This is a genomic window from Bradyrhizobium sp. Ash2021 (genome assembly GCF_031202265.1).
Lineage (GTDB): Bacteria > Pseudomonadota > Alphaproteobacteria > Rhizobiales > Xanthobacteraceae > Bradyrhizobium.
This window is the reverse complement of the sequence record NZ_CP100604.1, coordinates 2,309,103-2,323,946: the sequence shown is the minus strand read 5'-3', so window position 1 is coordinate 2,323,946 and position 14,844 is coordinate 2,309,103. Positions and strand designations below refer to the sequence as shown.

Below are 14,844 nucleotides of genomic sequence, written 5' to 3'. Positions count from 1 at the left end.
CCCCAAGAAAATGCCACTGTCGCAAAACTCCTGAGGTTTGCGACGTAGTGATTCACAGACTTTTGCACCGCCCGAAAGTCAGGATTTCCGCGACATTCAACCGCGTGACCGTGGAGGAGGGCGCTTCATACTCAAAAGCTCCGTCACATCATGCCGATCATCTGCGGATGAGATAGCAACTTTCAGCCATTTCCCGTCAGGGTATGTTCGGGCTTCATCGTAGAGCTTGACCAGTTGCGAGCGCCACCCATAACGCCGCGCCTCAAACTTCTCTCGCTCTGCTCCCCCCAAGACCACCTCGACCGAAAACAGCCTGTATTCCGGCAGGAATGTGCAGAATGCCTTGGACTTCTTATAACGCAGGGACCAACCGCGCTTCTTGCCACGATAGAGCCAATCCGGCGCGAAAACACCGGGGTAGTATGCCTCGATCCAGTTCCGCAGTTCGGCCCAATGCCCGAACGCCTTCGGCCCGATCCAGTCGCGGACAGTGTTGTCATCGGGCGGTGCTGATTTGTCGGTGATCCTGTCGCCGATCTGGGGGGACTGTTCCATGCCGCTTTCCTTTACACCGCAACTTTATCACGTAAGCATCAGAAGACTTGGTGGCCTGCACCTTGATCTTGCGCAAGGGATTTGTCGCACAATTCCTGGGTTTTGAATCGGTGTTGCGCCTGATATTTTCTTGCGTCCTCAGGTCGGTATTGATGCGTGGGCGGATTGCCCTTCAAAGCAGAAAGCCAGGCCGCGGATTCGTGGACACGGAATCTGGACTCCCGGCACTGTGCGTCTAACCGGGCTGACCCGTGACGGTTTTATGGAGTGCTTGCCAGCATCGGGCGGCGTGATCGTCCTCTTGAGCGAGCCGCCGGAAAGCGTCCCGATCAACATGCTGATCTCGATTGCCGGTACGCCGCTGGCGCAGTCGGCTCGGATCGAGGCGTTCGAATTCGTGCGCATCGTTGGGCTCGCGCGCATCATGATGCCGAAATCGTTTGTTCGGCTGTCGGCAGGCCGCTCGGCAACGACCGATGAAATGCAGGCGCTATGCTTCTTCGCCGGCGCGAACTCGATCTTCGTCGGCGATACCCTGTTGACCGCCGGCAACCCGGAAGCCGAAGTCGACCCCAAGCTGTTCGATCGGCTGGGTCTGTCCGCGATGTGAGGGCCGGGACGCTTGCCAAACCTGCGAGCTCAAAGCTCTGTGCACGACGGGCCGCGAACGGCGTATCGCGCGTTGGGAGCACGAAGCTGCGCTCAAAACGGTTCAGCAGCGGCTCGACCAAGACCCCGGCAAGATGACTTTGCACCGGCCGACTGCGGAGCATCCGTTCAGAACCATAAAGGACTGGGTGGGTGCGACGCACTTCCTGATGCGGGGACGACACAAGGCAGCGACCGAGATGGCGCTCAATGTGCTCGCCTACAACATGAAACGTGCAATAGCGATTCTGGGGTGCCGACCACTGCTGCAGGCGATACAGACGTAAGCGACATTTACAACGGCGCCGGGCGGTCAGAACTTTCGTTCGCCACCCCGATCGAACCGCTGAACGAATGCCGGGCGTTCTCGACCTTTCAACGACGGACGCGATGGCAGGCCTCGGTCGTGGAACGTCAACGTCGACGAAAGCAAGCTGGATGACCAAATCACGTTCCTCAAGACCGAGACTCCCCATCAGAAGGCGCTGGCACGCGTTAGCAGAGAAACTCTCCGACGTGCAAGGTGTATGTGCCCCCCGATCGTATAGCTGCAGGAGTCAATCTTTTGGGATTTCTCTTGTGCAGAAGCCTCCACAAGCGAAGCTAGTATTAGGGTCGCCACAAACAATACGCGCATTCCTTTCATCCGTCGCTCGAACGGCATTTCAACTAGCGCCTAACTAATAAACCAGAAGGGCCACACGTCCGCGCGTAACATACTGCTAAAACAAACCACGCATCAGACACTTTGATATCGGTCACATGCCGATTTTGATGCCCGACCTTTACCTACGTTCAATTGAGCCGCCGATTGCGATCGCCTTAGCTAGGCGTGCGATGGCGTTCTACTATCGCCGCCTTCCTTGGGCGTTTCCTCCCTCAACTCTGCCGCTTGTGGCAGCGCAGCCGGCCTTTCTTTCTAGCCCAATCCCGAGCGTCCGGAGAACGTCGATAGCTCGCATCATTTAAGAAATCGATTGTAACCCAGCGCTGCATTGCCACCGCAAGATCAACTGAGCGCCGATAGGCATTCTGTAAATCGGCGCCAGACGTTGAGCCCAACGCGCAAGTCCGCAGGTGCCCAATCCTAAACTTAAGGATCGCAGCCTCAAGCCAATTTACGGCACTGATGGACATCCGTGCAATGGTCCGGTCCATCTATCTGTGATTGGCTAGAGTTCGAAAGCGTTATGCAGTTCGAGCTGAGACAATGGAGGCGAAGTGGTGGCCCACGATTCTTTCGTTCCGTGACACCATTTAGATGACGGGACGAATACTGACGTTCAATTGAGTTGCTAATCGCGATCGTCCTAAGCTGCATGCGTTGGAAAAGCGCACGAGCTCATGAAGTGCGATTGTGAAAAAAGGATGATCGACGAACAGCTGCGATAAAGCCAAGAGGAGACTACAATGCCCAACTGCTCCGAAAGTCTTAGATCTGACAGAGCCCCGCGATGCGCAGTTTGTGATGGCAAGTTTGGTCTCGTCCGCCACTACGCGTGGCGTACCCAGCTTTGTTCTAGGAAGTGCCTTGATCGCTGTGATTCGATAACTGCAATACGAGTTCGTAGAATGTTTCAGCTATCACAGGAGCAACCTTGAATATTGTTCTAATATCTCAGTTGGCAGCGGCCGTCATCGGCGCGTTGTTTGTGGCATACAACTTGTTTCATTACGTACTTTTTCTTTTGGTGACCCGACCGAAGGACGCGAGCAAGATCGGCCACCAGCTGAATGAATTCGAGCGGCGCCAACTGATTGAGTGGACACCAAAGCCGAACGACTTTCTCAAGCATGACGACGAAAAGCGCACATACGATGACGTGTTCGGCACGTATCGCGACGAGCAATCGAACTACAGCACGTGTGAGTTTCCCCGATTGGCATTTTCGCACCCTTACGAGGCCGAATATGCTCTTTTGAAGCCGAAAGACGGGATGCGATTCCTAGATCTCGGATGCGGCTCCGGCGCGGCAGCCGAATACCTCGCCGGACGGAGCAATATCGAAATTGTGTGCGTGACCAATTCATCCGTGCAGGCGGAGATCTGCCGGCGGAAGTTTGCGAGACCTGGCGGGCGTGGACAGGTGATAGTCATCGTCTTCGACAGCCTCGATCTCCCGAACGAACACTTTGACGGCATCTATGCGCTCGAGTCGATTGGCTACACCAAAGACCTGGACGCGTGGCTAGCTAGGTGCTGGCGGATGCTCAAGCCGGGAAGACGGTTGCTGATCCATTCGCCGGGGTCCCTGGATCATTGTCGCCGTACCAAGGATTACCTGAGTGTCACCGCCTTCTTCGAGAATTGGCGCTACAATTTTGTCGGAGCCAATCTTCTCGCTACAAGATGCGCCGACTTGGCTTCAGTCCAATCCAGTATCGGCGACTACCATTCTTGGCCTGGGGAATAACCTGGAACTTCATTCAACACATGCTGTTGTGGAAGTACCGGTTAAAAATGCGCACATTCGTGGAACTGGAGCGAATCATTTGGCGCACGTCGAAGGTGTTTGTGTTTGGCAACCCGTACAACACAGTGCTGGCCACCAAACCCACAGCACTATCTTGCTCCCAAACTCATACATCGGAAGCAGTGGCTGGCGTTGCCGAGATTGATCACGAGGTCCGCGCATCAATACCGGCCTCGTGATAATCGCGGTATTCTGCGTGTATCTGCGTTCCTCCTAGCCGCCAATGACGTCGGCTTGGCCCAAGTTCGGGCCTGTGGCCAGTTGTGAAGGCGCGACTTCCGTTGTTGGCCCGTAGCTGTCGCGTCGCGGCCATTGGTTCTATGTCGGCTTATGGACCTCAAGCAGCGGTCCGAGGATGCCTACAATTCCGCCGCTGTCAGGGGATGAGCAGACATCTCGGGTACGCGGCAAAAATGACGCGAATGACCCTGGCTGTGTGAAAACGCGAAATCTCGCCAAGAGCAGAGAATCTAGTTCTCAGATTCCGCGGCACTGCAGTTCAGTTTGCTCTTCACCTACCCAGAGCGATGCTTACGAAGGAATACTTTTCTCTGCAGTTTGCTCGACGCAGCGTTTTTACACAGCCAAGACCCAGAGCGGTCATGGAGGCTCAGAGTCCGCCCTCGTGTTCCCTTTCGGCCTTCATTCGGCGAAGCGGCCCGGGACGGCAGGCTCAAAAGCCGGGGTCGCGGTCGTATCGACGGGTGCGGCAACCTCTATCAATCGGTAGCAATTCCGTATTTCAGAACTTTTTTTTGAAGGCATCCTGCCCCATCTGCAAAACGGCGATGTCTTTCCCTCTCTTACCTCGGTCCGGCATCCGGTCGGCGACGTGGCGCACGACAAATCCACCGTAGGAGCGGCGTTATGGTCAAGGACGGCGGCGCGTTGGCACGCGCAACCTCGATTGGTCCAAGGGGCGGCAACGGGAGTCTCTGCAGATGCGGCTGGTAGCATTCCTCGCTACGGCATCACGCGGCGGGGCGGCAATAACGATCGTCTATCGACTCTATGGCGAGAGGTGATTTCCCTCGCCGGCGTCGCAAGGTCATTCTCCAAAGCATCGTCGTATCGAAACTTTCAGCGCCGCCACCGATACGCGTCGCCAGATTGAGAAGCCAGGAGGCTCGATATGCAAAGCAACGACGTAAACGCAGCCGCAGTGAATGGTAAAGAGGCCGCCTATTTGGGTGTGCCGTGGGAGGATGCCTACGGATACGCACAAGCGATCAAGGTCGGTGACACGATCCATGTCGCCGGCCAACTCAGCCACGACGAGAAGGGGAACCTGATCGCGCCTGCTTCTCTCGATGAATCCGGCAAGCCGGCCGAGTTCTCGATGATGGAACAACAGATGCGGGCGACCTACGCCAATGCCGTCAAGCTTTTGGCGCGCTTCGGGGCAACGCTGGACAACGTCGTCGAAGAGACGCTCTATGTCCTCGATGTCGACGCCGCATTCGCCGCCGCGGGCAAGGTACGCAAGGAGTCCTACGGCACGGCACGACCTCAGTGCGCCAGTAACCTGATCGGTGTGACGAGACTGGCCTTTCCTGAACAGCTCATCGAAATCACCTTCAAGGCTATGCTGTCGGGAGCAGAAGCGAAGCCGCGGTGATAAATCCCCGATGTCTGGAGTTAACGAAATCATGATACAAGGACCTGGAACCGCGAGGGTGTGGAGCCTCAAGAGGTTGTTCCCGGCCAGGCCGAGTCTGCTGATGGGCGGCTTTGAGTCGAGACTGCCATGAGGACGGTGCCAATTGTAGCGGTGAAGCCATCTTGGCAGCTCGGTGGCGCGTTCTTTTGAAGTGTTGTAAGCTTGGGCATAAGCCCATTCACGCAAGCTGGTTTGGATGAAGCGTTCGGCCTTGCCGTTGGTCTTGGGCGTATACGGCTTAGTGCGGATGTGCTTGAGACCAAAGCGCTTGCAGGCTTTGCGGAAGGCAAAGGATTTATAGCAGGAGCCGTTGTCCGTCATGACACGCTCGACCGTTACCCCGAGGCTCGCATAGTAGGCGACGGCCGCCTTGAGGAAGGCGATGGCACATCCTCTTTTCTCGTTCTTCATGACCTGACTGAAGGCGATGCGGGAAGCGTCGTCGATGCAGACATGCACGTACTCCCAGCCTGGCCCCTTGCCACGGGAGCGCAGGTTGCTTTGGCCGGTTCGATCGCCGGTGATGCGATGGCCGATCCGGCTGAACTTGCCGAGCTTTTTGATGTCGATGTGAATCAGCTCACCCGGGTTCTCGCGCTGACAACGCCGGATCGGCTCGGCCGGCTCCAGCGCTGAGAGCCTGTTGAGACCCAACCGCCGCAGGATCCGGCTGACGGTCGCCGCCGACACACCAACTTCGGCGGCGATCTGCTTGCCGGTGTGGCGCTGCCGGCGCAACGCCTCGACGGCAGCGCACGTGGCAGGCGGGGTTTGGCTTGGCAATGAATGAGGTTTTGAGGAGCGATCTCGCAGTCCACCGACACCTTCCACGCGGAAGCGTTCAACCCATTTGGCGACCGTCTTCGCTGTGGTGTTGAATTGGCGGGCGGCCGCGGCCTTCGTCATGCCGCCCTCGATCACGATCCGCACCATCGCCTCTCGACCTTTCGGCGTCAGAGGCGCATTCTGATGGGTGTCCATTCGGTTCTCCCCGGAATCTGAAGCTTCAGCAACCTCAGCTTCCTCGGTCAGGGCCGAATGGACAACCTCCTGAAAGCTCGATCCCCGCCGAGCAAGCCACAGTGTTGTGATCAGGCGATGTCTCTCATTGGCACGAACCGGACCAGTCGGGCCGGTCTCGCGATGTCCGTTGATCGGGGTACACCGGAAGTGGCTGGCAGAGGGTCGAAACGGCACTTTTGATCCATAGGCGACCTCGGTCAAGCCCATGAGCCAAGGTTGGATGCCTTGCCCACTGGAGAGTGCGATGAGAATGTTCCTGCTTGGAGCGAGCGGCAGAACAGGAAACTTGGATCATTGAGCGGGGCTCTCGCGCGGTCACGAAATCACGGCAGTCGTCCGCTCCGCGCTAGTCGAGGAACCGCGCGGTCACCTACACATCGTCGTTCGGAATCCGTCGCGCCCCGATGATTTGGCACCGAACCCTTGCAGACCATGAAGACGTGATTTCCTCCCTCGGTCAACGCTCCCACGTGACTGTGATCATCATGAACGATATTCATCTGGCTTGGCCCGCTCCAGAGCCGACGAGACGCATCCAAACAAAGCATCCTCATTACGCGACTTGGTCAGGTAGCAAATGATGCCATCAGCCAACGCACGAGCCCGAACGCTCGTCGACGTAACCGCTCAGGACCGTTGGAATGGCATAGCCCGATTCCACCAACCGACGATGCAGCTCAATCCCGGTCATTCGCGGCATATGGGCGTCCACGATCAGGCAGGAGGTATTGCGAATATTCGGGCAGGATAAAAAAGCCAGCGCGGATGGGAAAGCATCGACCGTGAACCCCCGCGATTTCATCAGACGCGCTATAGCCTCGCGAAAGTCCTCATCATCATCGATGATCGAGATCACGGTCTCCGTAGGCAATTCGGCCTCCTGCATCTTTCAAGAGTAGGACCGCGCATGCTAGTGCTCCTGGTGGGCGGGCAGCGTGAATTGAAAAATGGCACCTCGGGGCAGATTGGCGGTCACCCACAACCGCCCCCCATGGGCCTCGATGATCGACCGGCAAATCGACAGCCCCATCCCCATCCCGTGCACCTTGGTCGTAAACTGCGGTTTGAATATCAGATCGATAGCGCTCGGCTCGACACCCTTCCCCACGTCTTCCACCGACACCATCAGACTGCCGGAGTCGTATACTTTAGACCTTAAGGAAAGTACCCGGTTCCCATCTTCAGTGGCCATTGAATCGATCGCGTTCGTGATCAAATTCACGAGCACCTGCTGCAGCTGAACCTGGTTGCCCTCTATCGGTGGGAGCGATTGGTTGTAGTCGGCTTGAACCGCTACCCGATGCGTCTGCAGGTCGTCGCGCAAGAGCGCCAGAGTTTCGCGGATCAGATTGTTGACGTCGAGCGAGGTCCGGGTTCGCGCATCCCTCTTGAAGAGCGTCCGAATATTCTCGATCACCGCGTCCGCACGGTGCGCGTTGTTCACGATTGCCTGTAATGCGGCTTTGGCCTCATCGATGTTGGGCGTCGCGCGATCAAGCCAGCGCAGGCTCGTACTGGCGTTCATAAGCATTGCCGACAATGGCTGCTTGATCTCGTGCGCAACGGTGGCTGCGACCGCGTCCCCCGTCAGCAGACGCACCTCGCGCTCGCGGCGTTGGGCAAGGACTGCGCGCAGCAGTTCACCGTATAGCATTGTGACTTCTTTCATCAGGATGAGCAGCACAAAGCTGCCGGAAAGCACGCCGTAAATTCGCCCGGCATACCAGCCGACGCTAAAGCGGTACGGGATAGGAAAGGCGGTGAGGGCGATCTCGATGATGTATGCGAACAAGACCAACATCAGCCAGAGATCGAGCACCGAGCGGTGCCGCAGCCATAGCAAGACAAGCGCGACGACGAATAATGCCGCCATCGGTCCGATCGTGTAGTACCAGAGATAGGAAACCTCCGCCGTGTCGAGCATGATGCGCGGGAGGAGCGCATGGCCTGCTGTAACGAAAACTGTTGCGCAACAGACGAGCGCAGTAACTGATCCGACAGTCGTAAGGACCCTCGCACGAATGGAGCGTGGCGACAGCCACTCCATCGGATCGGCATCCTTCAGCAGTATATAGACGATCGCGAACAGGGCGAAGCCCACGTGCGATAGGACATAGAGCCAAACCGTACTCTGGAGGCCGCCGCCAAGGCCGCCCTCCGGTGCCAATACGCCTGGAAATGTGAGCGTCCAAGGAATTGCGATGAGTGCCGTCAGGAAATAGCCATTCGCCAGTGCGAGGAGCGCATGCGAGCGTAGGACGGAAAACTGCGCGAAGAGCAGGGCTGCGGTGATAGAGTCGATGACGAAAATCGCGGTGCCGTAGGCGGGTATAAAGGCGTCAACCCGCCTGAGTGGCAGGCCCGAGAGCGGGCCTGCCACGATGACAAAGACAACGAGCAGCACTAGCACAACGCCAAGCGCGAACCGCCTTTGAGCGACGCTGGGCGAAAGATTCGAGAGTACAAGCTCATGCGCCTGTAATCCGGCCGCTGACCTTTCCATGAACATATTCGCCTCACGTCGAAAGCCCGCGATGGGCGGCAATTCCGAGTTCGCCGGCCTCTAATTCGAAATCAGAGTTCCAGAATGTGGTGCCTTTCCCTACCCACCATCTGCCCGACGAGATCGTCCGATCTCACTAGCCCAAAGTCGCAGGGAGCCTCGACCACAGTCTAATGCTAGCGACCACCTTCGACAATGCCGGCACGACGCGAGTGCAATTGAGCGATATGGACGTCGCTCTGACCTACCCCTGCCGAAAGATGCGCAGCCCGCTAATGAAGTTGAGTGGAAGAGGCCCCGGATGTGCACGGGGGAAGGACACGAGAGCTTCACTCGGGGCCCGCTCGCGCCGGAGGTGGGCTGACCAGGCGCGGTCGTTAGCTAGCTCAATCTCAGGACAGCGATGCCGAGGTCGAAATCGTCGCGATGATCAGATCTGCGGTAAGCGCGCTGCGAACGGAGCCAGCGTCGTAGGCCCCTGTGCGTTGACCTTTTCAGCTCGTCGTCTGCGCGTCGTCCATTCGTTGATGACTCGGGCGCGGGCCTGATCGCCCGACAAGTCGAGGCGGTCGATCTGATCTTCGATCAGGAGGGCGGTCCCTGGAATCTCGACGGGCGCGCCGACCGACCAGGGCAAATCGCGGCCATCTTCCTTCGGGTTGGCCTTTCCGAAGGGGATTTCGCAGCAGGTCTCCTGGTTCGGTAGCCGGCTCCAGTCCGTACGCCGGCGCGGCGGCCGCAAGCGTATGCCCGCGCGATGTGGTGCTGCGCCAGATCACGTCCGGCGGCACTGGCTGGGCATTCTCCCATAGGGCGACGGCGCGACCGCGTGCGTCGGCGAGCGCGGCTTCGATCCGTCCCTGGCCGGCCCTGGCGATACCGCCATCTCCCTCCAATTGCTCGATGGCATCGCGGAGCATGGCATGGACGAACGTCCCGAAGACGTTGGGGTCCAGGGTCACCGGCTCGTCTGCGTCCTCTGGAGCCTTCCATCCGAGACCGTAGCGCCAGACGAAGCGGATCGGATCCCGCAAGAGCATATTGAACGACGTCGCCGACAGCGGCCGCTCGAACAATTTGGTCAGTCGCGGATGCGCCGGCGTGATCAGGCCGTGGTGCGTCGTGATGTCATTGCGATGCCAGTCGCGCCAGCACGCCAGTCCGGAGATGGCGATCACGGTTGAGGAATTTCGCCTCGATTTTTTCGCCGATATTTGAGATCGATAAAACCGAGGGGGTTTTTTTCGTCCAAGACGTTCAATCAAAGCCAAGGGATTGACGCCACCCGCGTTGCGCAGTCAGCGATCAGGCCGGAGCCTTGAAGTCGTAAGAGATGCGTCCGGCCGGCAGGTAGAACAACGCGATGACAGCTCCACCCCTCACCTCGGGATGGTGCCGGCTGCCGGGATCGGGCGCGGTCCAACCAGGTCCCTGCCACCCCTGCAGCCCCTTCAACTCGGCGCCCTTGTCAAGGGGAACGACCAGGTTGAGTTCACCATAAGGATGGCCGTGATACTGCCCGCGCAACACATCGTGATCGTCATCGTCCCTGAAGCGGCGCGCATCGGCGCTGTTCATGTAGACAGCGGTGATGCTGAACTGGAACGTTTCCGGCGTCGGCTCCAGGATGCGGCTGCGTCGGTAATTCGGGCCTTCCACCTCATGGTTCGCCGCCCAGCCTTCCTCGACCCCGATCTTGATCAGGCGAGCCAGATCCTGATAGAGCCCGCTGTCTTCGCCGTATGTCTCGTTGAGCCAACGCTCCATCTTGGCGCCGGGCGTCATATCCTTGACCTCCCGCAAGAACGGAATGCTGCGCTGGATCAATTCTTCTCGGCTTCCCATGGCCGTCTCCTCTTTCGATTGAGTCTCACGATTCGAATCCGACGAACGTGGCGAACTCATCAACCTCCGCCCGCGGCATCAATCTTTCCGTCCCCTCAACCCTGCCGCGGCCGATGGAGATGCCGAACACCACCACCTGCTCCGCTGGGATCGAAGGCAGCGGACGGAGGATCCGGTGATACTTCGAGAACGTCTCCTGCGGACAGGACTGAAGCCCACGCCCCGCCGCCGCCAGCATCACGTTCTGCACGAACATTCCGAGGTCAAGCCAGCTCCCGACTTCCAGTCGGCGGTCGATGGTCACGATCAATCCCACCGGTGCGCCGAAGAATGTGTAGTTCTTCGCGGTTTGTCGCCTCCTAGCCCCGACATCGTCTTGAGCGATCTCGAGCGAACCGTAGAACCTTCGTCCGAATTCCCGTCGCCGCTTCAGATACAGATCGGGTAAGTCGCTGGCGTAATATTTGTATTCCGACACGTGCTCGTCGCGGGAGTTTTCGTGCGCTTCCAGCAGCGCCGCCGACACCCCATCCTTTGCCGCGCCCGCGAGTACGTAGACGTACCAGCGCTGGATGTTTGCACCACTCGGCGCGAACCGTGCCACGCGGAGAATCTGCTCGATGGTCCGTCGCGGGACCGGAGCGTCGCAGAATTCGCGACATGCGAAGCGTCCGGCGATGATCTCGTCGATCCGGCTCCGCGCAACCGTACCCGCCTCACTCACGCCAATCACGGCTGCTTCAAGAGCGGACAACTTCCCTCCTCGTCAGCCGAACCTGAACGCGTTCCTCGTCACTCCGACCATTGATGCAGCGTTCGATCGCCAACAGCGCATCGATCCGCCGCACGACCTCGACCGCGGTGCGTGAGAGCGGGATCTCCTTTCTACCGGCGGCCCTGCGACGCTCATTCTCTTCGATGTCGGCCATAGCGAAGAACGGGCGCCGCGCATGGACCCAAGATGCCGCCTTGTGACTCCCCAAAAATGCAAAATCGGCCGGATTTTGGGCTCAGCCCGCGCTTCTCGGTCGACAGCTCAGTTGTGGATTCCGCCAGTCGATCCCTTCCAGCATATAGGCCATCTATCCCGCATGAACAGGGTGAGCGCAGTATTGTGGCCCGGAGATTATTCGTTGGTGAAGCCTACCACCGGACAATTCACCAGATTCCCCGTCGTCTTCACCGGCCCCCCCGCAGGGCTCACCAGTAAGCCTGACGCACTTTTGGCTTCGAGATCGTCGCCATCAGTGATCAGTTTCCGTTGATCCTTCGAGATAGCCTCCTTGGTCCACTCGGCCAGTCGTACGTCCCACATCGGAGAGTATCCGGCGCTGATCTCCTTGAAGTGCGCGAGGATGTCGAGCGAGGGCCCCTCCCCGCTGAGGGCGCTGTCAAGCCCCTGGCGGTTCGGATCTTTCACACCCATCTTGCCGTTCACGATCGTATAGATCACCTCGGTCGCGCCGCTCTGAAGAATGTCGCTTTCCGCCGGCGCAAAGGTGGACGACTCCAGCGTGGCCGACTCCTCGGAGTTGGCGTCAAAACTAAGATAACGCAGGTGTTTACCGTTCGCGAAGCCAAACCGAAGTTTCAAGTCAACGGTGCCCTTATCAGGACAGATGCTCGCCACGGAGTCCGTCACGACAGAGTAATCAGGACGGCCGTTGCAGAACGAGAGTTTCTCGGGTCCGACATTGAACGCGATGACCGGAGCATTAAAGACAATGTCCTCACTGTTCGTCACCCGAACCAATGGGCTGTAGTGCGCATCCCCGACAGACCCGGCTCGGGCCGTTTTAGGAGGATAGACTTTGGGCGCCTCTCCGACCACTAAGCTTTGGGACGGCGAGAAATCGATCCGGCCCGATTTGAACGTGAGGTTACCAGAGCCGTCCATTTCCCCAACCCGTGTGCTCGTCAGGTCTTTGGCCTTAGCGAGACTCGGCGCCCATGTGAGCCCCATCTTTTTCGAAGTAGCAAAATCACTTACGTCGGTAAGCACGAACCAAACGGTTTCTCCCGAAGAAAGACGCCCTCGATGGAGCGGCAGCGTCACCACCTCTCGTACGAGGTCCACTTGGCCCGACATAAGGAATTGCTTTGTGATTTTTTTGTCGGCAGCTGGATTGGCCGCTAGACTCCCTTGTGGTGCCGAAAACGACACCACAAAAATCATCATCGATCCATAAATACATCTGTCGAGCTTTTTGCTAGGTTTCATGATGCCACCTTTTTTCTGCATCCAGTTTTACCCACGTCCGGTAGCATTCAAGCGAAGTTGGCTAACGATCACTAGGGACGCGCCTAGTCGTCGGGCGCGTCCCTAGCCGCAAGTCACTTCTTCAGTCCGGGATAGCCTTGCACATAGATCCAGTCAGTCGCCTTGGCAGGGATGTGGCAGCCTAGACAATCTGACCGAAAGTTCGTTGAGGTTGTTTTCACCGGGTTATTTGCGTCGAACCACGACCAAGCCCAACCGTTGCCCCATAGCTTATTATCGGGGTGGCTGTTCTTACTGTCCTTCACCATCATGAACCAGCCTTTGAGAATGTCTTGATGGCTGACCGTCCCAGTCGTCATATCCGAAGTGGCCGCGTCGTAGACTTCCTTCACTAGAATCGAGCCATCAGGGAACTTGCCGGTGGCGCGATAGGCAGCGACAGATCCGGGCGACGCGTAGACGACGTGCATCCCTTTAGCGCCCTTATCACCTGCAACAGACCAGCTCCCAAGGAATTCGTAAGTGGTTCGGTAGTTCTTCGGGATATGAATGTTGCCCGCCGCATCAACGAGTTGTTCTTGCGCAGCGGCGGGCTGGCTATCTGCGGGCTGTGAGACAAGGCACCCGACGGTCACGACGATGAACGACGCGGACGCTACGGCCGCACTTCTGAGGAATTTCATCGCGGTTTTCCTTATTTTTTCATAGGCTGGTCTGACGGCACCGGTACATGGTCGAGCAATGCATAGAACTGCGTCCATACGTCATCTCGTTTCGCACTTGCAATGTGGCAGTAGGCGCATTCCTCGATCGGGCGGACTTTGGCAGTGGCCGCCTTGGGCTCATGGTGGTTGAAGTTGTAGTAGCCCCAGCCATTGGTGGCCTTATATCTCTTGGAGTCCTTGACAGTCACATCCGCCCCGTTGAAGGGACCGGGGAAGAATCCGTGCCCCGATGGCTCGGCTCTCGAACCATCCTTATCAGTGGCGGGCAACATGAGCTGCAGCTCCTTCACGAAGATTGTTCCTTCGGGAAATGCGCCCGTTTTCGTGTAGATCTCGTAGGAACCAGGCTCGATATATACGTTATGAAATTCAGGGAAGTTTGCTTGGGGAGGGTTTAGAAAATTGGGCGTTAGTGGCGAACCAACATAAACCCATTCGTGAAAGTTCTTTGGCAGAATAAGGTCGCCATCTTTCGTGTATTCAGGAAGATAGCGACCGGTGGCATGCCAATCGTCGGGTGGTGGAAGCTGCGGTTGCTGCGCGTAGACTGCGGTTGCTAAAGCGCCAGCGCTGAGGACGGCGGACAGTGCTAGTATTGTGCGTCTCATGATCTCTCTCCTCTGACCAGCTGTACGCCGCCTAATGAGGTAATGACGGCATTCGTGCGCATGTGGTCTCATCAACTACGCACAGGTTAGATTAACGTCGGTGCCTAGATACGAAAGCAATAAAGGGGCATGAAATTAATGCCAGCCGGGAATGACGCCTCGGCGAACTATGGATGCTTGGCACGGGGAGCTTCTGGTCCCTAACGCCGAAATGACTCGGGATGCGCCGGCGTGAATGCCACTCTCCGGCCTCACTGATGAGCCGGTGCTCTTGCGATCTGCAGGTGAGGCGTTGACGTCTCTGGTTCTTGTAGTTTCAAATTGGGGCAACCGGTCCTTCGGAAGTGGCCAAACCAATTTTCCGGCCGCTGTCGGTACAGACAGGCGACACCAATGTCGAAAGCCACTCTCCGATCGAATCTGCCTCGTGCGTCGCTTCACTGGCTGCTTTCATTGCAGCCCGAAATGCTTCACTTCTGTAACGGGCCTCGATCAGTCAATCACTGTTTTGCGTTGTCCACTCGCCGGGATCTCGCTTCTGTACGGGGTCGGCGCAAGGCCGCCACCCGATGGGATTGGAAG

12 protein-coding genes and 3 pseudogenes are annotated in these 14,844 nt (G+C 57.9%); 4 read left to right on the top strand and 11 right to left on the bottom strand.

Annotated elements, in window-relative coordinates; translation table 11 throughout:
* Window positions 1–96: 96 nt before the first annotated feature.
* The gene (locus NL528_RS11290) at window positions 97–555 is read right to left on the bottom strand and encodes a DUF3788 domain-containing protein (protein ID WP_309182748.1); all 459 of its coding nucleotides are present in this window, start codon (window positions 553–555) and stop codon (window positions 97–99) included.
* A 301-nt stretch (window positions 556–856) separates the two neighbouring features.
* On the opposite strand from NL528_RS11290, the pseudogene NL528_RS11285 reads away from it, so the two are divergent.
* The 4 genes and pseudogenes from NL528_RS11285 to NL528_RS11270 all read left to right on the top strand — a co-directional run.
* Window positions 857–1,165: pseudogene (locus NL528_RS11285) on the top strand (biotin synthase); the annotation flags it as partial.
* Window positions 1,140–1,490 (top strand): transposase, encoded by a 351-nt coding sequence (locus NL528_RS11280; RefSeq protein WP_309184861.1) that lies wholly within the window; start codon window positions 1,140–1,142, stop codon window positions 1,488–1,490. The pseudogene NL528_RS11285 and the gene NL528_RS11280, both read left to right, overlap by 26 nt.
* A 1,311-nt stretch (window positions 1,491–2,801) precedes the next feature.
* The gene (locus NL528_RS11275) at window positions 2,802–3,617 is read left to right on the top strand and encodes a class I SAM-dependent methyltransferase (RefSeq protein ID WP_309182747.1); all 816 of its coding nucleotides are present in this window, start codon (window positions 2,802–2,804) and stop codon (window positions 3,615–3,617) included.
* A 1,192-nt stretch (window positions 3,618–4,809) separates the two neighbouring features.
* On the top strand, window positions 4,810–5,295 hold the full coding sequence (locus tag NL528_RS11270) for a Rid family hydrolase (protein ID WP_309184860.1): 486 nt from the start codon (window positions 4,810–4,812) through the stop codon (window positions 5,293–5,295).
* Between the two features lie 60 nt (window positions 5,296–5,355).
* On the opposite strand, the pseudogene NL528_RS11265 reads toward NL528_RS11270, so the two are convergent.
* From NL528_RS11265 to NL528_RS11220, 10 genes and pseudogenes are all read right to left on the bottom strand, one after another.
* A pseudogene (locus tag NL528_RS11265) lies at window positions 5,356–6,318 on the bottom strand (IS481 family transposase); the annotation flags it as partial.
* A gap of 628 nt (window positions 6,319–6,946) precedes the next feature.
* The gene (locus NL528_RS11260; RefSeq protein WP_309182746.1) at window positions 6,947–7,231 is read right to left on the bottom strand and encodes a response regulator; all 285 of its coding nucleotides are present in this window, start codon (window positions 7,229–7,231) and stop codon (window positions 6,947–6,949) included.
* 39 nt (window positions 7,232–7,270) lie between these two features.
* A complete protein-coding gene (locus NL528_RS11255; RefSeq protein ID WP_309182745.1) occupies window positions 7,271–8,869 on the bottom strand; it encodes an MASE4 domain-containing protein in 1,599 nt (532 codons plus the stop codon).
* A gap of 488 nt (window positions 8,870–9,357) precedes the next feature.
* The gene (locus NL528_RS11250) at window positions 9,358–10,041 is read right to left on the bottom strand and encodes a PD-(D/E)XK nuclease family protein (RefSeq protein ID WP_309182744.1); all 684 of its coding nucleotides are present in this window, start codon (window positions 10,039–10,041) and stop codon (window positions 9,358–9,360) included.
* A 127-nt stretch (window positions 10,042–10,168) separates the two neighbouring features.
* Window positions 10,169–10,708, bottom strand: coding sequence for a DUF4863 family protein (locus tag NL528_RS11245; protein ID WP_309182743.1), 540 nt, complete (start codon window positions 10,706–10,708; stop codon window positions 10,169–10,171).
* A gap of 25 nt (window positions 10,709–10,733) precedes the next feature.
* Complete coding sequence (locus NL528_RS11240) at window positions 10,734–11,462, bottom strand: nitroreductase (protein ID WP_309182742.1); 729 nt, start codon at window positions 11,460–11,462, stop codon at window positions 10,734–10,736.
* Window positions 11,463–11,478: 16 nt separating this feature from the next.
* Window positions 11,479–11,679: pseudogene (locus tag NL528_RS11235) on the bottom strand (IS66 family transposase); the annotation flags it as partial.
* A 155-nt stretch (window positions 11,680–11,834) separates the two neighbouring features.
* Window positions 11,835–12,950: a hypothetical protein gene (locus tag NL528_RS11230; RefSeq protein ID WP_309182741.1), complete on the bottom strand. Its 1,116-nt coding sequence runs from the start codon at window positions 12,948–12,950 to the stop codon at window positions 11,835–11,837.
* A gap of 92 nt (window positions 12,951–13,042) precedes the next feature.
* Window positions 13,043–13,612, bottom strand: a complete 570-nt coding sequence (locus NL528_RS11225; RefSeq protein ID WP_309182740.1) for a cytochrome P460 family protein — start codon at window positions 13,610–13,612, stop codon at window positions 13,043–13,045.
* Window positions 13,613–13,623: 11 nt separating this feature from the next.
* On the bottom strand, window positions 13,624–14,262 hold the full coding sequence (locus NL528_RS11220) for a cytochrome P460 family protein (RefSeq protein ID WP_309182739.1): 639 nt from the start codon (window positions 14,260–14,262) through the stop codon (window positions 13,624–13,626).
* Window positions 14,263–14,844 lie beyond the last annotated feature (582 nt).

Coding starts and splice junctions, on each gene's coding strand:
- NL528_RS11270 (WP_309184860.1), top strand. CDS start 4,810: ATGCAAAGCAACGACGTAAACGCAGCCGCAGTGAATGGTAAAGAGGCC.
- NL528_RS11220 (WP_309182739.1), bottom strand. CDS start 14,262: ATGAGACGCACAATACTAGCACTGTCCGCCGTCCTCAGCGCTGGCGCT.
- NL528_RS11225 (WP_309182740.1), bottom strand. CDS start 13,612: ATGAAATTCCTCAGAAGTGCGGCCGTAGCGTCCGCGTCGTTCATCGTC.
- NL528_RS11230 (WP_309182741.1), bottom strand. CDS start 12,950: ATGCAGAAAAAAGGTGGCATCATGAAACCTAGCAAAAAGCTCGACAGA.
- NL528_RS11290 (WP_309182748.1), bottom strand. CDS start 555: ATGGAACAGTCCCCCCAGATCGGCGACAGGATCACCGACAAATCAGCA.
- NL528_RS11255 (WP_309182745.1), bottom strand. CDS start 8,869: ATGTTCATGGAAAGGTCAGCGGCCGGATTACAGGCGCATGAGCTTGTA.
- NL528_RS11245 (WP_309182743.1), bottom strand. CDS start 10,708: ATGGGAAGCCGAGAAGAATTGATCCAGCGCAGCATTCCGTTCTTGCGG.